Genomic DNA, 19,394 nt, shown 5'->3' with positions numbered 1-19,394 from the left:
CTCAATAATGAGAGAGCTGATGCGATGCAGTGTGACGCAGATTAATTAACGAAACCTTAACGATGAGTAGCGTCACACTGTATTTATGCGTTCCGATTAGTGGGCAGGATCAATATGCGTCATCACGTTCAGCACATTGAATTTTTGCATCACGTTGTTTCTGGCATTGACGGCAATCTGATGCCCTTCTTTTACGCTTAATTCGCCGTTCACTTCCAGATGGACATCGACAAGGGCTAAATCGCCCATCTTGCGGGTTTTTAAATCATGGAGTCCGGTGACGCCTTCGGTTGAGAGAAGACACGTTTTGATATCGTGCTCCAGCTCGGGTTCAAGCGAACGGTCCATCAGATCGTGCAGGGCATCGGCAGAGAATTTGTAACCCATATGGGCGATGAACACTCCGACAATCAGGGCCGCAATCAGGTCCATCGCGTGAAAACCCACTAAATTTCCGGCAATACCGATAGCGACAACCACTGACGACGCTGCGTCAGAACGGGCATGCCAGGCATTGGCTATCAGCAGCGAGGACTGAATACGTTTTCCCGTGGCAAACATGTATCTGAACAGACTCTCCTTCACCACCAGCGCCAGTATCGCCACCCACAAAGCGGCCCCTTTCACCATCTGATGCGTCTCGGGATTAAGCAGTTTATTGCCAGCGGACCAGAGCATCCCGACCCCCACGAGCAGCAGAATAGCGCCAATAATAAGCTTTGCACCGTTTTCGAAACGCAGATGACCGTAATGATGATCGATATCAGAGGCTTTCTGACTCTTTTTATTCGCAATCAGAACGACAAAGTCAGAAGATAAATCGGAAAGAGAATGAATCCCATCAGCAATTAACCCCTGTGAGCCGGAGAATATTCCTGCAACTATCTGAAAGCAGGTGAGTAAAATATTTATTATCACGCTTACTAATGTGCATTTATGTATTTCCCGAGAACGGATATGAGACTCATTGCCATTTTTCTTTTTCATGATAATTTCCGCTACCAACTGATTGAGCGATTATTCTGCGCAGGGAACATTAAATTGACGTTAAATATAACGTCATTATTGGCTGGGTTTGGGAATATTTACAGAAGGAGGGCGGGTATCGGGATAAAACGCGGCCTGCAGAGTGCACTGCAGGCCGGAGGATTACTTCATAAATGCAGGTTGTTTGTTTTCGTAAGTGGCAATCGCCGCTTCGTGCTGGAGAGTTAAACCTATGCTGTCCAGACCGTTCAGCATGCAGTGACGGCGGAACGCATCAATGCTGAAGCTGTAGGTTTTATCCCCGGCTTTCACCACTTCCGCTTCCAGATCCACTTCAAACGAAATACCCAGATTCGCCTTAACCAGCGCGAACAACTCATCGATCTGTTCATCGCTCAGCGTGACGGGCAGCAGCTGGTTGTTGAAGCTGTTACCGTAAAAAATATCCGCGAAGCTTGGGGCGATGACCACTTTGAAGCCGTAATCGGTGAGCGCCCACGGAGCGTGTTCGCGGGATGAGCCGCAGCCAAAGTTTTCTCGGGCCAGTAAAATGGAGGCGCCTTTGTACTCCGGGAAGTTCAGAACGAATTCCGGATTAGGCACTTCGCCTTTGTCGTCCAGGAAACGCCAGTCGTTGAACAGGTGCGCGCCAAAGCCGGTACGCGTCACCTTCTGCAGAAACTGTTTGGGAATAATAGCGTCAGTATCGACGTTAGCGGCGTCCAGCGGGACAACCCGGCCCGTATGTTGGGTAAATTTCTCTGCCATGATTGTCTCCTTATTTCAGGCTGCGAATATCGGCGAAATGGCCGGTGACTGCCGCAGCGGCGGCCATTGCCGGGCTGACCAGATGGGTACGCCCACCGCGGCCCTGACGGCCTTCAAAGTTACGGTTGCTGGTGGAGGCGCAGCGCTCACCCGGATTCAGGCGATCGTTATTCATGGCCAGACACATCGAGCAGCCAGGCAGGCGCCACTCGAAGCCCGCTTCGATAAAGATCTTATCCAGACCTTCGGCTTCCGCCTGGGCTTTCACCGGACCAGAGCCTGGAACCACCAGCGCCTGCACGCCCGGCGCGACTTTACGGCCTTTGGCAATCTCTGCCGCCGCGCGCAAATCTTCGATACGGGAGTTAGTGCAAGAACCGATAAAGACTTTATCAATGGTCACGTCGGTCAACGGCACGCCGGGCTTCAGCCCCATATAGGCCAGCGCTTTTTCCGCACTGGCGCGCTCTACCGGATCGGCAAAGGAAGCAGGATCTGGAATGGAGTCGTTGACGGAAATCACCTGACCCGGGTTGGTCCCCCAGGTCACCTGCGGCGCAATCTCTTCTGCCTGCAGCGTGACAACGGTATCAAACGTCGCCCCATCGTCGGTTTTCAGGGTTTTCCAGTATGCTACCGCGTCGTCAAAATCCTGACCTTTCGGCGCGTGCAGACGGCCCTTCACATAGTTGAAGGTCGTTTCATCTGGCGCGACCAGACCGGCTTTGGCGCCCATCTCAATGGCCATATTGCACAGGGTCATGCGGCCCTCCATGCTCAGCGCCTGGATAGCGTCTCCGCAGAACTCAACGACGTGGCCTGTACCGCCTGCGCTGCCGGTTTTACCGATAATCGCCAGCACGATATCTTTCGCGGTAATGCCAGGTGCCGCTTTGCCCTTCACTTCAATCTTCATCGTTTTGGCACGGCCCTGCTTCAGGGTCTGCGTCGCCAGAACGTGTTCAACCTCAGAAGTGCCAATCCCGAACGCCAGAGCGCCAAACGCGCCGTGTGTCGCGGTATGGGAGTCACCGCAGACGATGGTCATGCCCGGCAGGGTGATCCCTTGCTCAGGCCCCATCACGTGGACGATGCCCTGATAAGGATGGTTCAGGTCGTACAGCTCAACGCCAAATTCTTTACAGTTCTTAATCAGCTCCTGCATCTGGATACGCGCCATCTCACCCGAGGCATTAATGTCTTTGGTCTGGGTGGAAACGTTGTGATCCATCGTCGCGAAGGTTTTACCCGGCTGACGTACCGGACGCTTGTGCGCGCGCAGGCCGTCAAATGCCTGAGGAGAGGTCACTTCGTGTACCAGATGACGGTCAATGTACAGCAGCGGGGTTTCGTTTGGTGCCTCGTAAACAACGTGCGCATCAAACAACTTTTCATATAACGTTTTAGCCATGATTACACCCCTTCAGCGACATAGCGGGCAATGATGTCGCCCATTTCATCGGTACTGACTGCCGCCGTGCCGCGTGCTAAATCGCCGGTACGGACGCCTTCTTCTAACGCCCGGTTAATGGCGTGTTCAATTGCGGTTGCTGCATCGTCTGCATCCAGGCTGTAGCGCAGCAGCAGGGCCAGGGAGAGGATCTGCGCAATCGGGTTAGCGATGTTTTTACCCGCGATATCCGGTGCAGAACCGCCAGCCGGTTCATACAGACCAAAGCCTTCTTCATTCAGGCTTGCGGATGGCAGCATCCCCATGGAGCCGGTGATCATTGCGCACTCGTCAGAGAGAATATCGCCGAACAGGTTGGAGCACAGCAGCACGTCAAACTGGGACGGATCCTTAATCAGCTGCATGGTCGCGTTATCGATGTACATGTGCGACAGCGCGACGTCCGGATACTGCTTAGCGACTTCACTGACGATCTCGCGCCACAGAATGGAAGATTGCAGCACGTTCGCTTTGTCAATGGAGGTCACTTTATGGCGGCGTTTACGCGCAGACTCAAAGGCGATATGGGCGATACGTTCAATTTCGAAACGGTGATACACCTCGGTGTCGAACGCTTTTTCGTGTTGTCCGCTGCCTTCGCGTCCTTTTGGCTGACCGAAATAGATCCCGCCGGTCAGTTCACGCACGCACAGAATGTCGAATCCGTTGGCGGCGATATCCGCGCGCAGCGGGCAGAACTCTTCCAGACCCTGATACAGCTTCGCCGGACGCAGGTTGCTGAACAGCTTGAAGTGTTTACGCAGCGGCAGCAGCGCGCCGCGCTCTGGCTGCTCTGCTGGCGGCAGGTGTTCCCATTTCGGGCCACCGACGGAACCAAACAGCACGGCATCGGCATTTTCACAGCCTTCCACGGTCGCTTTTGGCAGTGGCGTACCGTGGTTATCAATTGCAATACCGCCCACGTCGTAGTGGCTGGTGGTGATTTTCATCGCAAAACGCGCGCGAACGGCTTCCAGTACTTTCAGCGCCTGTGCCATCACTTCCGGGCCAATACCGTCACCCGGCAACACAGCAATATGGTAATTCTTCGACATTACACGGTTTCCTTGTTGTTCTCTTTATTCTGAGCTTTGCGTTGCAACTCTTTTTCGACTTCGGCGGCGCGCCAGATGTTGTTCAGAACATGCACCATCGCCTTCGCGGAGGATTCAACGATATCTGTCGCCAGGCCCACGCCATGGAAGCGGCGGCCGTTGTAATTGACCACGATATCTACCTGACCCAGCGCATCTTTGCCGTGGCCCTTGGCCGTCAGGTCATATTTGACCAGCTCAACGTCGTACTCGGTGACGCGATTAATCGCCTGGTAAATCGCATCGACAGGGCCGTTACCGTTAGCTGCCTCTGCTTTAATTTCATCTCCGCAGGCCAGCTTGACCGAGGCGGTAGCGATGTCGCTGGAGCCGGACTGCACGTTAAAGTAATCCAGACGGAAGTGCTCCGGCTCTTCCTGCTGTTTGTTGATAAAGGCCAGTGCTTCCAGGTCGTAGTCGAAGACCTGGCCTTTTTTGTCGGCCAGCTTCAGGAACGCGTCATACAGCTGATCCATGTTGTAATCGCTGTCCTTATAACCCATCTCTTCCATACGGTGCTTAACCGCCGCACGGCCGGAACGGGAGGTCAGGTTCAACTGGACCTGGTTCAGACCGATGGATTCCGGGGTCATGATTTCGTAGTTTTCACGGTTCTTCAGCACGCCATCCTGGTGAATACCGGAAGAGTGTGCGAAGGCGCCAGTGCCGACAATCGCTTTGTTAGCCGGAATGGGCATGTTGCAAATCTGGCTGACGGTCTGGCTGGTGCGCCAGATTTCGTTGTGATTGATGCGGGTGTGCACGTCCATGATGTCTTTGCGCACTTTGATCGCCATGATCACTTCTTCCAGAGAACAGTTGCCCGCACGTTCGCCGATGCCGTTCATCGCGCCTTCAACCTGACGTGCCCCGGCGTGGACGGCGGCGATGGCATTGCCCACGGCCAGACCCAAATCATCGTGGGTGTGGACGGAGATAATTGCCTTATCAATATTTGGTACGCGGTCATACAGGCCGGTGATGATGTTGGAGAACTCAAACGGCATGGTGTAGCCGACGGTGTCCGGAATGTTGATGGTTTTCGCGCCCGCGTTGATGGCGGCTTCGACGACGCGCGCCAGGTCTTCGATTGGCGTACGACCCGCATCTTCACAGGAGAATTCAACGTCATCGGTATAGTTGCGTGCGCGCTTAACCATATAGACAGCACGCTCAATCACCTCATCCAGCGTGCTGCGCAGCTTGGTTGCGATGTGCATAGGAGAGGTCGCAATGAAGGTGTGAATACGGAACGCTTCAGCCACCTTCAATGACTCAGCGGCAACGTCGATATCTTTCTCTACGCAGCGCGCCAGGGCACACACGCGGCTGTTTTTAATGGTGCGGGCGATAGTCTGGACGGATTCGAAATCACCGGGAGACGAGACAGGGAAACCGACCTCCATCACGTCGACACCCATACGTTCGAGAGCCAGCGCGATCTGCAGTTTCTCTTTAACACTCAGGCTTGCCTGTAATGCCTGTTCACCGTCACGTAAAGTAGTATCGAAAATAATGACTTGCTGGCTCATGGGTTTGGTCCTTGTCAGTCTTAGGGCGCCTTGCTACGAGCATAAAAAAACCCGCGCAGTGGCGCGGGTTTTTAGTCTTACTGGTGACGATTCAACGCTGAATTTCGCCCGCCAGTCTACCGCGCACAGTGGATGCGTTTAGTAGTAGTAGACCGGTGAAACGAATGGTGCGTGTCATGAATCGTGCTCCGTTAAATTCAATATACTTTTAGTGGTACTGGATACGGCTGTTCATGTCAACCCCTGATGATGAAAACGGGCCCGACAGACTGAATCAATAGGCTATTCACTTTAGCTAATTGTGCTGGTTTTAGCTTTTTCGAACCGACTAATTGTCTAATTTTGGACTTAAGAAAAGAGTTGCAGAAACAAATAAATTAATTTTTTTAAAAATGAGTGAAATGTGTTGAAGAGGATGCTTAGAGCTTAAAGATTTTTAATATCATAAAGTTATAAATGAAGTGGATCTATTCCAGAACACTGAAAAACGAGCTGAGATAACAGATTGTTAACTAACTGTAGGGTGATAGCAATAATAGTTTAATCATACTTAAGTCATCATTAACCTGTCGGCAATTGTATATTTGTTTGGTTTATGGTTTCATTCAGTTCCTGAAGTCAAACATATCATTTTCGCTGATTAATGTTTGTTAATATAAAGTCTTTATATATTCTGAATTTTAAATAATTCTCTTTCGCTGATCGTATTTGCATGATAATGCACCTTTAAGGTTATTATCGTGCGTTGGCAAAGGAGTGTAGCGTGACAGTGGAGTCAGAAGTGCCAGAAAATAATATTAAAAAACCTCAAGTTGCTGATGGGATTAAACCGCAGTTACGCACGGTGGATCTTAATCTTCTGACGGTTTTTGATGCGGTCATGCAGGAACAGAATATCACCCGTGCAGCCCAATCGTTGGGGATGTCACAACCTGCTGTGAGTAATGCCGTTGCCAGGCTTAAGCTCATGTTTAACGACGAATTATTTGTTCGCTACGGGAGGGGGATCCAGCCTACGGCGCGCGCATTCCAGCTATTCGGCTCCATTCGTCAGGCGTTGCAACTGGTCCAAAATGAGCTGCCAGGATCGGGGTTTGAACCCTTAAGCAGCGAGCGCGTATTCCATCTTTGTGTCTGTAGCCCATTAGATAATTATTTAACGTCAATTATTTATAATAAAGTTGAAGAAATCGCACCAAATATCAATCTTGTTTTTAAATCATCCTTGAATCAAAACACGGAACATCAGTTACGCTATCAGGAGATCGAATTTGTTCTGGGGTATGAAGAGTTCCGTCGCCCGGAATTTTCCTGTGTGCCGCTGTTTAAAGATGAAATGGTTCTGGTCGCCAGCAAAAAACACCCACGTCTGAATTCTCCGATGCGAGAAAACGATGTTTATAACGAGCAGCATGCCGTTGTTGCACTCGACAGGTATGCTTCTTTTAGCCTGCCGTGGTATGACACTGCGGATAAACAGGCGAGCGTGGCTTATCAGGGCATGGCGATGGTCAGCGTATTAAACGTGGTGTCCCAGACCCAGCTGGTGGCGATTGCGCCGCGCTGGCTGGCAGAAGAGTTTTCTGACCCTTTAAATCTGCAAATTTTGCCTCTGCCACTCAAGCTAAATAGCCGTACCTGTTATCTTTCCTGGCATGAAGCGGCGGGGCGAGATAAAGGACATCAGTGGATGGAAGAGTTGCTGGTGGGCATCTGCCGCCGGTAAAACGCATCAGGATAAATCGCATCGGATTGTGTGATTTATCCTGGTTTTTTTTAGATAATTGATATTTTGTTCTGTTGTTCTTTTTTTGGAGCTGCTCTCCGGCTCGCAAAAATAGATGATTTCCTGCATTGCCGCGCTTTTCAGTGATGATTTATCACCCCATCCTCTATTCCCAGAGGAATTAACCATATCCTCTGCTAACAGCTGCTTTTTCTGCTTTACGCACCGTTTATCTCTCCGGGTTTGCTAATTGCCTGCCTCATAACGAGCGGTTAAGGTAAAGAACACTCTGCAAAATATAAGATTGGTTTCTCCCAATCGTAAGACGGTGCGGAAATGAATTCGGCATTCCGTCTATAACAATATGCCTGGAGGCAAACCATGGAGATGTTGTCTGGCGCGGAAATGGTCGTTCGGTCACTGATCGATCAGGGCGTAAAGCAAGTGTTCGGCTACCCTGGTGGTGCAGTTCTCGATATTTATGATGCGCTGCACACGGTAGGGGGCATTGACCATGTTCTGGTACGTCACGAGCAGGCGGCGGTACACATGGCTGACGGTCTGGCGCGGGCTACGGGTGAAGTGGGCGTGGTGTTAGTCACTTCCGGCCCCGGCGCGACAAACGCCATTACCGGCATTGCGACAGCGTATATGGACTCTATCCCGCTGGTGATCCTCTCCGGGCAGGTAGCAACCTCACTGATCGGTTACGATGCGTTTCAGGAGTGCGACATGGTCGGGATTTCGCGTCCCGTTGTGAAGCACAGCTTCCTGGTCAAGCAAACGGAAGACATTCCTGGCGTACTGAAGAAAGCTTTCTGGCTGGCGGCGAGCGGACGCCCGGGACCAGTGGTGGTCGATCTGCCTAAAGATATCCTCAACCCGGCAAACAAGCTGCCTTATGTCTGGCCGGAAGCTGTCAGCATGCGCTCTTATAACCCCACAACGCAGGGGCACAAAGGTCAGATCAAGCGAGCGTTGCAAACGCTTCTGGCAGCCAAAAAACCGGTGGTCTATGTCGGTGGCGGGGCGATCAACGCTGCCTGTGAAGTCCAGCTTCGTGAACTGATTGAAAAACTCAACCTTCCCGTTGCATCGTCGCTGATGGGGCTGGGGGCGTTCCCCGCAACCCATCGTCAGGCGCTGGGTATGCTGGGCATGCACGGTACCTATGAAGCCAACATGACGATGCACCATTCCGATGTGATTTTTGCCGTCGGCGTGCGGTTTGACGATCGCACCACCAATAACCTGGCGAAGTACTGCCCTAACGCCACCGTACTGCATATTGATATCGATCCAACGTCAATTTCAAAAACGGTATCGGCTGATGTGCCTATCGTCGGTGATGCCCGGCAGGTTCTGGAGCAAATGCTGGATCTGCTGGCCCATGAGAGTGCAACCCAGCCGCTGGATGAGATCCGCGACTGGTGGCAGCAGATTGAACAGTGGCGCGCGCGTCAGTGCCTGAAATATGACACGCAAAGTGAAAATATTAAGCCGCAGGCGGTCATTGAAGCGGTGTGGCGACTGACGAAAGGTGAGGCGTACGTAACCTCAGATGTGGGGCAGCATCAGATGTTTGCCGCCCTGTATTACCCGTTTGATAAGCCGCGACACTGGATCAACTCCGGTGGTTTAGGAACAATGGGCTTTGGTCTGCCTGCCGCGTTGGGCGTGAAGCTGGCGCTGCCGAATGAAACCGTCGTCTGCGTAACGGGGGACGGCAGTATTCAGATGAACATTCAGGAGCTGTCTACTGCGCTGCAATATGAATTGCCGGTACTGGTGCTAAACCTGAATAACGGGTATCTCGGTATGGTGAAGCAGTGGCAGGATATGATCTACTCTGGCCGTCACTCTCAATCCTACATGAAATCGCTGCCAGATTTTGTTCGCCTTGCTGAAGCTTACGGCCATGTTGGCATGCGGGTGACCGATCCGGCAGATCTGGAAACAAAGCTCGCGCAAGCGCTTGAGCACGTTAAAAACAACCGCCTCGTCTTTATGGATGTGATTGTTGATGGGACCGAGCACGTTTATCCGATGCATATTCGTGGAGGTGGTATGGATGAAATGTGGTTAAGCAAAACGGAGAGAACCTGATATGCGCCGGATATTATCGGTTTTACTGGAAAATGAGTCTGGCGCACTGTCGCGCGTCATTGGCCTTTTTGCGCAGCGCGGCTATAACATTGAAAGCCTGACCGTTGCCCCGACGGAAGACCCAACGCTGTCGCGCATGACGATCCAAACCGTCGGCGATGCGAAAGTGCTTGAGCAAATTGAAAAACAGCTGCATAAGCTGGTTGATGTGCTGCGCGTGAGCGAGCTGGGGCAGGGGGCCTACGTTGAACGTGAGGTCATGCTGGTGAAAATCCAGGCCAGCGGCTACGGGCGTGAAGAAGTTAAACGCAATGCGGATATTTTCCGCGGACAAATTATCGACGTCACGCCTTCTCTTTATACGGTTCAGCTGGTCGGGACAAGCGACAAGCTGGATGCTTTTCTCGCGTCCGTGCGGGATGTTGCAAAAATTGTCGAGGTCGCGAGATCGGGTGTAGTGGGTCTGTCACGCGGCGAGAAAATCATGCGTTAGTTATCAAAAAGGTTCGCCTCTTTCTGCCCGGTCACCAAAGCCGGGCTTTTTTTTGCGTAATCAGCCGACAACGCAGATAAAAGCGGTTGCCGCGAAGGCTTTTCTGCGTTTAGATGTTAAAAGATTTAACCATAACCTTGACAGGGCCATGGATTCTTTTCTTTTTTTAAGGGGCAATTGTGAAACTGGATGAAATCGCCCGGCTAGCCGGCGTGTCACGAACAACGGCCAGCTATGTGATTAACGGTAAAGCAAAGCAGTACCGTGTCAGCGACAAGACCGTTGAAAAAGTTATGGCGGTGGGTCGTGAGCATAACTACCATCCGAATGCTGTCGCAGCCGGTCTGCGTGCCGGGCGTACCCGCTCTATTGGTCTGGTGATCCCTGACCTGGAAAATACCAGCTATACCCGTATCGCCAACTATCTCGAACGTCAGGCGCGCCAGCGCGGCTATCAACTGCTGATTGCCTGCTCTGAAGATCAGCCCGACAACGAGATGCGCTGCATTGAACATCTTCTCCAGCGCCAGGTGGATGCCATTATTGTTTCGACCTCCCTACCGCCAGAACATCCGTTCTACCAGCGCTGGGCGAACGACCCGTTCCCAATCGTTGCGCTGGATCGCGCGCTCGATCGCGAGCATTTCACCAGCGTCGTGGGTGCGGATCAGGATGATGCAGAAATGCTGGCCGCAGAGCTGCGAACTTTTCCTGCAGAAACTGTGCTGTATCTTGGCGCGCTGCCCGAGCTTTCCGTTAGCTTCCTGCGTGAGCAGGGGTTCAGAACCGCGTGGAAAGACGATCCGCGCGAGGTTAACTATCTCTATGCCAACAGTTACGAACGTGAAGCCGCAGCGCAGCTGTTCGAAAAATGGCTAGAGACACACCCGATGCCGCAGGCGCTATTCACCACGTCGTTTGCGCTGTTGCAGGGTGTCATGGATGTAACCTTACGCCGTGAAGGTAAACTTCCCTCTGACCTGGCGATTGCCACGTTTGGGGATAACGAGCTGCTCGACTTCCTTCAGTGTCCGGTGCTGGCGGTAGCACAGCGTCACCGTGATGTGGCTGAACGCGTGCTGGAGATTGTGCTGGCAAGCCTGGATGAGCCGCGCAAACCGAAGCCGGGCCTGACGCGTATCAAACGTAATCTCTATCATCGCGGAATTTTAAGCCGCCAAAAATGAAATGACCGGGGCGGGAAAGTCTGCCCCATTTTGCTGCGATAAATCGTCCGGATAATTCCCGGAGAGAAATTAGGATAATTCTTGTGAGATGATAATCGCCAATTTTTCTTAATTCATTTTGGCTTTTAAATTGTCCTTTAAAGAACATCTCAGCGATTTTAAACAGCTATCTTTGTATTATTTTGTTACAAACCCTATTCGGCCGATGAATATTCAGACGTTTTTCCTCCTCCTGTAGCTGCTTACGTGGCAACTGCCGCGCTTACCCGGTGCCAGAGTGAATCTGGCGCTGTTATCCCCTGAGAATCTGTCATAAAATGCTGCCCGCGTCGCAAACTGACACTTTATATTTATCTGCGATGATATTGAGTGAGCTTTAACGCTAGTGTGCATATTCGGTTTTTTTCTTACAAATATTCATAACGTTAATTTTGCCTCGCCAGTTGTGCAGTTATTAACCAGGACTGTTTATCTCTGTAAATAGAGGGCGTTCGAGTCCTTACAGGGAGAGTCCTGGCTTGACAAGCTTTTCCCTCGCTCCGTAAACTCCTTTAGGTGGGAATTTGTGGGTTAAAGTGGTGAGGAGGGGTGAGACTGGCATGTTCCGTGGAGCAACGTTAGTCAATCTCGACAGCAAAGGGCGTTTATCGGTACCAACCCGATATCGCGACCAGCTGATCGAGAACGCTGCGGGTCAAATGGTTTGCACCATTGACATTAACTCCCCCTGCCTGCTGCTTTACCCCTTGCCTGAATGGGAAATTATTGAGCAAAAGCTGTCGCGACTGTCGAGCATGAACCCGCAGGAACGCCGCGTGCAGCGGCTGTTATTGGGACATGCCAGTGAATGTCAGATGGATAACGCAGGGCGGTTACTGATTGCCCCTGTGTTACGGCAACATGCCGGTCTGACCAAAGAAGTGATGCTGGTCGGGCAGTTCAACAAATTTGAACTGTGGGATGAAACGACCTGGTATCAACAGGTCAAGGAAGATATCGACGCTGAGCAGTCTGATTCCGCGACATTATCGGAACGGCTGCAGGACTTGTCTCTATAAATATGATGGAAAATTATAAACACAAAACGGTGTTACTGGACGAGGCCGTAAACGGTCTGAATATTCGTCCGGAAGGCATCTACATTGATGGCACGTTTGGTCGCGGTGGTCACTCGCGTTTGATTCTCTCCCAGCTCGGAGAGGAAGGCCGCCTGCTGGCAATCGATCGCGATCCGCAGGCAATTGCGGTTGCTCAGACCATCAATGACCCACGCTTTTCCATCGTGCATGGACCTTTTTCTGCGCTTGCAGATTATGTTGCTGAGCGCGGCCTGACGGGTAAGATCGACGGGATTCTTCTCGATCTTGGCGTCTCTTCACCCCAACTTGATGATGCCGAACGTGGTTTCTCCTTTATGCGTGATGGTCCGCTGGATATGCGGATGGATCCAACGCGCGGTCAGTCTGCCGCTGAGTGGTTACAGACCGCTGACGAAGCCGATATTGCATGGGTCATCAAAACGTTTGGCGAAGAGCGCTTTGGCAAACGAATCGCGCGCGCCATCGTTGAGCGTAATCGCATTGAGCCAATGACCCGCACCAAAGAGTTGGCCGAAGTGATCGCGGCGGCGACACCGGTGAAGGATAAGCACAAACATCCCGCGACCCGTACCTTCCAGGCGGTTCGCATCTGGGTAAACAGTGAACTGGAGGAAATAGAGCTGGCGCTAAAAAGCTCGCTCGACGTGCTGGCCCCGGGGGGGCGGTTATCCATCATCAGCTTCCATTCGCTGGAAGACCGTATTGTGAAACGCTTTATGCGTGAACAAAGCCGCGGTCCACAGGTGCCAGCGGGGCTGCCGATGACGGAAGAACAACTCAGGAAGCTGGGTGGCCGTCAGTTGCGAGCATTAGGCAAGTTGATGCCGGGCGAAGAAGAAGTGGCAGAGAATCCACGCGCCCGTAGTTCAGTGCTGCGTGTTGCAGAGAGGACGAACGCATGATCGGCAGAGTGACAGAGACCCTAAGCAAAGTTAAGGATTCGTTAGGAAGCAACGAGCGCCATGCCTTGCCTGGCGTGATCGGCGACGATCTTTTGCGGTTTGGGAAACTGCCACTCTGTCTGTTCATTTGCATCATTGTCACGGCAGTTACGGTGGTGACCACCGCCCACCATACACGTTTATTGACTGCGCAACGCGAGCAGATGGTACTGGAACGCGATGCGCTGGATATTGAATGGCGAAATCTGATCCTTGAAGAAAACGCGCTCGGCGATCACAGCCGGGTTGAACGGATCGCAACGGAAAAGCTGCAATTGCAGCATGTTGATCCTTCGCAGGAAAATATCGTAGTACAAAAATAAGGGAAAACGCGACGCATGAAAGCAGCGGCAAAAACGCTAAAACCAAAACGTCAGGAAGAACAGGCCAACTTTATCAGTTGGCGTTTTGCGTTGCTTTGCGGCTGCATTTTACTCGCTCTGGGTTTTCTGCTTGGACGCGTGGCCTGGCTACAAATCATCGCTCCTGACATGCTGGTACGCCAGGGTGACATGCGTTCCCTGCGCGTTCAGGAAGTGTCGACATCCCGTGGGATGATTACCGATCGCTCGGGTCGTCCGCTAGCGGTGAGCGTGCCGGTGAAGGCGATTTGGGCCGATCCTAAAGAACTGCATGATGCTGGCGGTATCACGCTTGATAACCGCTGGAAGGCCCTTGCGGATGCGCTGAAGATGCCGTTGGACCAGTTAGCTTCACGCGTGAATACGAACCCGAGAGGGCGCTTTATCTATCTGGCACGTCAGGTGAACCCTGACATGGCGGACTACATCAAAAAATTGAAGCTGCCGGGGATCCATCTGCGTGAAGAATCCCGTCGTTACTATCCATCCGGCGAAGTGACTGCTCACCTCATTGGCTTTACTAACGTCGATAGCCAGGGGATTGAAGGCGTTGAAAAAAGCTTTGATAAATGGCTTACCGGCCAGCCCGGCGAGCGCATTGTGCGTAAAGACCGCTATGGTCGCGTGATCGAGGATATTTCCTCAACGGACAGCCAGGCCGCACACAACCTTGCGCTGAGTATTGATGAGCGATTACAGGCGCTGGTTTACCGCGAACTGAACAATGCCGTGGCCTTCAACAAAGCGGAATCGGGCAGTGCTGTGTTAGTTGATGTCAGCACGGGTGAAGTGCTGGCGATGGCCAATAGCCCGTCCTACAACCCTAATAATCTTACCGGCACGCAGAAGGATGTTATGCGTAACCGTACCATCACCGACGTGTTCGAACCGGGTTCGACGGTTAAGCCGATGGTGGTCATGACTGCACTTCAGCGCGGTATCGTCAACGAAAACACCGTACTGAATACCATTCCATACCGAATTAACGGTCACGAAATCAAAGACGTGGCGCGCTACAGCGAATTGACCCTGACCGGGGTATTACAGAAGTCGAGTAACGTCGGCGTTTCAAAGCTGGCGTTAGCGATGCCGTCCTCAGCGTTAGTAGAGACTTACTCACGTTTTGGACTTGGAAAGGCGACCAATTTGGGGTTGGTCGGAGAACGCAGTGGCTTATATCCTCAAAAACAACGGTGGTCTGACATAGAGAGGGCCACCTTCTCTTTCGGCTACGGGCTAATGGTAACTCCGTTACAGCTAGCGCGAGTCTATGCAACGATTGGCAGCTATGGCGTCTATCGTCCGCTGTCGATTACTAAAGTTGATCCACCGGTTCCGGGCGAGCGTATCTTCCCGGAATCTGTCGTTCGTACCGTGGTGCACATGATGGAAAGCGTGGCGCTGCCTGGCGGCGGCGGCGTGAAGGCGGCGATCAAAGGTTATCGCATTGCCATCAAGACCGGTACAGCGAAAAAGGTGGGGCCAGACGGCCGCTACATCAACAAATATATTGCCTATACCGCAGGCGTTGCGCCTGCAAGCAATCCGCGTTTTGCGCTGGTGGTCGTAATAAACGATCCACAGGCGGGTAAATACTACGGCGGCGCCGTCTCCGCGCCTGTGTTCGGGGCTATCATGGGCGGCGTGTTACGCACCATGAACATTGAACCGGATGCGCTGGCGACGGGCGAAAAAAGTGAATTTGTAATTAATCAAGGCGAGGGTACAGGTGGCAGATCGTAATTTGCGCGACCTTCTCGCTCCGTGGGTGCCAAATGCACCGGAGCGAGCACTGCGAGAGATGGTACTGGACAGCCGCGTGGCTGCTTCTGGCGATCTTTTTGTGGCGGTGGTCGGTCATCAGGCGGACGGGCGTCGTTATATCCCGCAGGCGATTGCGCAAGGTGTGGCTGCCATTATTGCTGAGGCCAAAGATGAGGCAACCGACGGTGAGATCCGTGAAATGCACGGGGTGCCGGTTATCTATCTCAGCCAGTTAAACGAGCGTCTCTCCGCGCTGGCGGGACGTTTTTATCACGAACCTTCCGACCAGCTGCGTCTGGTCGGCGTGACGGGCACGAACGGTAAAACCACCACCACGCAGCTGATGGCGCAGTGGGCCCAGCTGTTGGGTGAAACCGGTGCAGTGATGGGTACCGTAGGTAACGGCCTGCTGGGCAAAGTGAGCCCGACGGAAAACACCACCGGCTCGGCGGTAGACGTACAGCATGTGCTTGCAGGTCTGGCTGGGCAGGGGGCAACCTTTGCTGCAATGGAAGTCTCTTCGCACGGTCTGGTACAGCATCGGGTTGCGGCGCTGAAATTTGCCGCTTCAGTGTTTACTAACCTGAGCCGCGATCATCTTGATTATCATGGTGATATGGAGCATTACGAAGCCGCGAAATGGCTGCTGTTCTCCACTCACCATTACGGACAAGCCATCATCAACGCCGACGACGAAGTGGGCCGCCGCTGGCTGGCGAAGCTGCCGGATGCGGTTGCGGTGTCGATGGAAGACCATATCAATCCGAACTGCCACGGCCGCTGGCTGAAGGCGGTTGAGGTGAATTACCACGACAGCGGGGCGACAATCCGCTTTGCCTCTTCCTGGGGTGAAGGCGAAATTGAAAGCCGCCTGATGGGCGCGTTCAACGTCAGCAACCTGCTGCTGGCGCTGGTGACGCTGCTGGCGCTGGGTTATCCGATGGCTGAACTGCTGAAAACCTCAGCGCGTCTGCAGCCGGTTTGCGGCCGTATGGAAGTGTTCAGCGCGCCGGGCAAACCGACCGTTGTGGTTGATTATGCCCATACGCCGGATGCGCTGGAAAAAGCGCTCGAAGCGGCGCGCCTGCACTGCGCCGGGAAGCTCTGGTGCGTGTTTGGCTGCGGCGGCGATCGCGATAAAGGCAAACGCCCGCTGATGGGGGCTATTGCCGAGCAGTTCGCAGATATTCCGGTAGTAACCGATGACAACCCGCGTACGGAAGAGCCGCGCGCCATCATCAATGACATTCTGGCGGGCATGCTGGACGCGGGCCGTGCTCGCGTGGTGGAAGGCCGTGTGGAAGCCGTGACCAATACCATTATGCAGGCGCAGGAGAATGATGTTGTCCTGTTAGCGGGCAAAGGGCATGAAGATTATCAGATCGTTGGCAATCGCCGTCTGGACTACTCGGACCGCGTAACGGCAGCTCGTCTGCTGGGAGTCGTGGCATGATTAGCATCACGTTACGTCAGGCCGCTGCAATCCTGAAGGGCGACCTGCACGGGCAAGACCTGACCATTGATGCCGTGACGACGGACACCCGCAAAATCACCGCGGGGTGTCTGTTTGTGGCGCTGAAAGGCGAACGTTTTGACGCGCATGATTTTGCTGAACAGGCCAAAGAGAACTGCGCCGGTGCGCTGCTGGTCAGCCGCAAGCTCGAAATCGATCTGCCGCAGGTTGTGGTGAAAGATACGCGCCTCGCGTTCGGTGAGCTGGCCGCCTGGGTGCGTCAGCAGGTGCCTGCTCGCGTCGTCGCGCTGACCGGGTCATCAGGCAAAACGTCGGTGAAAGAGATGACGGCGGCGATCCTCGGCCAGTGCGGCAATACGCTTTATACCGCGGGCAACCTCAATAATGACATCGGCGTGCCGATGACATTGCTTCGCCTGACCAAAGAACATGACTATGCGGTGATCGAGTTAGGAGCAAACCACCAGGGCGAAATCGCCTGGACCGTGAGCCTGACTCGCCCGGAAGCTGCGCTGGTGAATAACCTCGCGGCTGCGCACCTGGAAGGCTTTGGCTCGCTGGAAGGCGTGGCGAAAGCGAAAGGTGAGATTTATACCGGCCTGCCGGATAACGGTATCGCTATTCTGAACGCCGATAACAACGACTGGCTGAACTGGCAGAGCATCATTGGCTCGCGTAAAACCTGGCGCTTCTCGCCAAATGCGGCCAACAGTGATTTTACGGCGACTAATATCCATGTGACGTCCCACGGCACCGAGTTCACCCTTACGACCCCAACGGGGGGCGTGGAGGTTCTGCTGCCGCTGCCGGGTCGCCATAACATCGCCAATGCCCTTGCGGCGGCGGCGCTGTCAACGGCGGTGGGCGCTTCACATGAGGCGATCAAAACTGGGCTGGCGAACCTGAAAGCCGTGCCTGGTCGTCTGTTCCCGATTCAGCTTTCGGAAAACAAACTGCTGCTGGATGACTCCTACAACGCGAACGTTGGTTCAATGACTGCGGCGGTGCAGGTGTTATCCGAAATGCCGGGCTACCGCATCATGGTGGTTGGCGACATGGCAGAGCTGGGCGACGAAAGCGAAGCCTGTCATAACCAGGTCGGTGAAGCGGCGAAAGCGGCGGGGCTGGACTGCGTGCTGAGCGCAGGAAAACTGAGTCAGGCGATTAGCCATGCCAGCGGCGTTGGCGAGCATTTTGCTGATAAAGCCGCGTTGATAGAGCGCCTTAAAGCGTTGATTACAGAAAAACAAATTGTGACTGTGTTAGTGAAAGGTTCACGTAGTGCCGCCATGGAAGAGGTTGTGCACGCATTACAGGAGAACGGGACATGTTAGTTTGGCTGGCCGAACATTTGGTCAAATATTATTCAGGCTTTAACGTCTTTTCATATCTGACGTTTCGCGCCATCGTCAGCCTGCTGACTGCGCTGTTCATCTCGTTGTGGATGGGCCCGCGCATGATTGCCCGTCTGCAAAAACTCTCTTTCGGCCAGGTTGTGCGTAACGACGGTCCGGAGTCGCACTTCAGCAAGCGCGGCACGCCAACCATGGGCGGAATCATGATCCTGACCGCCATCGTTGTTTCCGTGCTGCTGTGGGCGTACCCCTCCAACCCGTACGTCTGGTGCGTTCTGACGGTACTGGTGGGTTACGGGATCATCGGTTTTGTGGATGATTACCGCAAAGTCGTTCGTAAAGATACTAAGGGCCTGATCGCGCGCTGGAAATATTTCTGGATGTCGGTCATCGCGCTGGGCGTTGCCTTCGCTCTGTATCTGGCAGGCAAAGACACTCCGGCCACCGAGCTGGTTGTGCCGTTCTTTAAAGACGTGATGCCACAGCTGGGGCTGTTCTACATTCTGCTGGCCTACTTTGTGATTGTCGGCACGGGCAACGCCGTTAACCTGACCGACGGTCTGGATGGCCTGGCCATTATGCCAACCGTCTTTGTGGCCGCCGGTTTTGCGCTGGTGGCGTGGGCGACCGGTAACATGAACTTTGCGAACTACCTGCACATCCCTTATCTGCGCCACGCGGGTGAGCTGGTGATCGTCTGTACGGCGATTGTCGGCGCGGGGCTGGGCTTCCTGTGGTTCAACACCTATCCGGCGCAGGTCTTTATGGGTGACGTCGGTTCTCTGGCTTTGGGCGGTGCGCTCGGCATTATCGCCGTACTGCTGCGTCAGGAGTTCCTGCTGGTGATCATGGGCGGCGTGTTTGTGGTGGAAACCCTGTCGGTGATTTTGCAGGTCGGTTCCTTCAAGCTGCGCGGTCAGCGCATCTTCCGTATGGCGCCGATTCACCACCACTATGAACTGAAAGGCTGGCCGGAGCCGCGCGTGATTGTGCGCTTCTGGATTATTTCGCTGATGCTGGTGCTGATTGGCCTGGCAACGCTGAAGGTACGTTAA

General features: G+C 53.5%; 17 protein-coding genes. 11 read left to right on the top strand and 6 right to left on the bottom strand.

What is annotated here, in order from left to right; genetic code table 11:
* Positions 1–96 precede the first annotated feature (96 nt).
* From F0319_RS21290 to leuL, 6 genes are all read right to left on the bottom strand, one after another.
* A complete protein-coding gene (locus tag F0319_RS21290; protein ID WP_149367720.1) occupies positions 97–987 on the bottom strand; it encodes a cation diffusion facilitator family transporter in 891 nt (296 codons plus the stop codon).
* Between the two features lie 162 nt (positions 988–1,149).
* A complete protein-coding gene (gene leuD, locus F0319_RS21285; RefSeq protein WP_149367719.1) occupies positions 1,150–1,755 on the bottom strand; it encodes a 3-isopropylmalate dehydratase small subunit in 606 nt (201 codons plus the stop codon).
* A 10-nt stretch (positions 1,756–1,765) separates the two neighbouring features.
* The gene (leuC, locus tag F0319_RS21280; RefSeq protein ID WP_111964048.1) at positions 1,766–3,166 is read right to left on the bottom strand and encodes a 3-isopropylmalate dehydratase large subunit; all 1,401 of its coding nucleotides are present in this window, start codon (positions 3,164–3,166) and stop codon (positions 1,766–1,768) included.
* Positions 3,167–3,168: 2 nt separating this feature from the next.
* Positions 3,169–4,260 carry a 3-isopropylmalate dehydrogenase gene (leuB, locus tag F0319_RS21275; RefSeq protein ID WP_111964047.1) on the bottom strand — a complete coding sequence of 364 codons (1,092 nt, stop codon included), beginning with the start codon at positions 4,258–4,260 and terminating at the stop codon, positions 3,169–3,171.
* Positions 4,260–5,831, bottom strand: coding sequence for a 2-isopropylmalate synthase (gene leuA / locus F0319_RS21270; RefSeq protein WP_023334495.1), 1,572 nt, complete (start codon positions 5,829–5,831; stop codon positions 4,260–4,262). Before leuA ends, leuB begins: the two co-directional genes overlap by 1 nt.
* Before the next feature lie 91 nt (positions 5,832–5,922).
* Positions 5,923–6,009, bottom strand: a complete 87-nt coding sequence (gene leuL / locus F0319_RS22600; protein WP_071786497.1) for a leu operon leader peptide — start codon at positions 6,007–6,009, stop codon at positions 5,923–5,925.
* Between the two features lie 603 nt (positions 6,010–6,612).
* Here leuL and leuO point away from each other — a divergent pair.
* The 11 genes from leuO (at position 6,613) to mraY (ending at position 19,394) form a co-directional block, all read left to right on the top strand.
* Positions 6,613–7,557 (top strand): transcriptional regulator LeuO, encoded by a 945-nt coding sequence (leuO, locus tag F0319_RS21260; protein ID WP_149367805.1) that lies wholly within the window; start codon positions 6,613–6,615, stop codon positions 7,555–7,557.
* Positions 7,558–7,938: 381 nt separating this feature from the next.
* Positions 7,939–9,663, top strand: coding sequence for an acetolactate synthase 3 large subunit (gene ilvI, locus F0319_RS21255; protein ID WP_149367718.1), 1,725 nt, complete (start codon positions 7,939–7,941; stop codon positions 9,661–9,663).
* 1 nt (position 9,664) lies between these two features.
* Positions 9,665–10,156 (top strand): acetolactate synthase small subunit, encoded by a 492-nt coding sequence (ilvN, locus tag F0319_RS21250; RefSeq protein WP_008501994.1) that lies wholly within the window; start codon positions 9,665–9,667, stop codon positions 10,154–10,156.
* 179 nt (positions 10,157–10,335) lie between these two features.
* Positions 10,336–11,343 (top strand): catabolite repressor/activator, encoded by a 1,008-nt coding sequence (gene cra, locus F0319_RS21245; protein ID WP_149367717.1) that lies wholly within the window; start codon positions 10,336–10,338, stop codon positions 11,341–11,343.
* A 599-nt stretch (positions 11,344–11,942) separates the two neighbouring features.
* The gene (gene mraZ, locus F0319_RS21240; protein ID WP_021240528.1) at positions 11,943–12,401 is read left to right on the top strand and encodes a division/cell wall cluster transcriptional repressor MraZ; all 459 of its coding nucleotides are present in this window, start codon (positions 11,943–11,945) and stop codon (positions 12,399–12,401) included.
* A 2-nt stretch (positions 12,402–12,403) separates the two neighbouring features.
* Positions 12,404–13,345 (top strand): 16S rRNA (cytosine(1402)-N(4))-methyltransferase RsmH, encoded by a 942-nt coding sequence (gene rsmH / locus F0319_RS21235; RefSeq protein WP_111964043.1) that lies wholly within the window; start codon positions 12,404–12,406, stop codon positions 13,343–13,345.
* A complete protein-coding gene (gene ftsL, locus F0319_RS21230; RefSeq protein WP_008501989.1) occupies positions 13,342–13,707 on the top strand; it encodes a cell division protein FtsL in 366 nt (121 codons plus the stop codon). The genes rsmH and ftsL overlap by 4 nt, the downstream gene beginning before the upstream one ends.
* Positions 13,708–13,722: 15 nt before the next feature.
* Entirely contained in the window at positions 13,723–15,489 is a 1,767-nt protein-coding gene (locus F0319_RS21225; protein WP_111964042.1) for a peptidoglycan glycosyltransferase FtsI, read from the top strand.
* Positions 15,476–16,963, top strand: coding sequence for a UDP-N-acetylmuramoyl-L-alanyl-D-glutamate--2,6-diaminopimelate ligase (gene murE / locus F0319_RS21220; RefSeq protein WP_149367716.1), 1,488 nt, complete (start codon positions 15,476–15,478; stop codon positions 16,961–16,963). The genes F0319_RS21225 and murE overlap by 14 nt, the downstream gene beginning before the upstream one ends.
* Positions 16,960–18,318: a UDP-N-acetylmuramoyl-tripeptide--D-alanyl-D-alanine ligase gene (gene murF / locus F0319_RS21215; protein WP_149367715.1), complete on the top strand. Its 1,359-nt coding sequence runs from the start codon at positions 16,960–16,962 to the stop codon at positions 18,316–18,318. Before murE ends, murF begins: the two co-directional genes overlap by 4 nt.
* Positions 18,312–19,394, top strand: coding sequence for a phospho-N-acetylmuramoyl-pentapeptide-transferase (gene mraY, locus F0319_RS21210; RefSeq protein ID WP_008501985.1), 1,083 nt, complete (start codon positions 18,312–18,314; stop codon positions 19,392–19,394). Before murF ends, mraY begins: the two co-directional genes overlap by 7 nt.

It is taken from the genome of Enterobacter vonholyi (assembly GCF_008364555.1).
Taxonomy (GTDB): Bacteria; Pseudomonadota; Gammaproteobacteria; order Enterobacterales; family Enterobacteriaceae; genus Enterobacter; species Enterobacter vonholyi.
The sequence above is the reverse complement of the archived record's forward strand: the minus strand, read 5'-3'. Positions and strand labels throughout refer to the sequence as shown.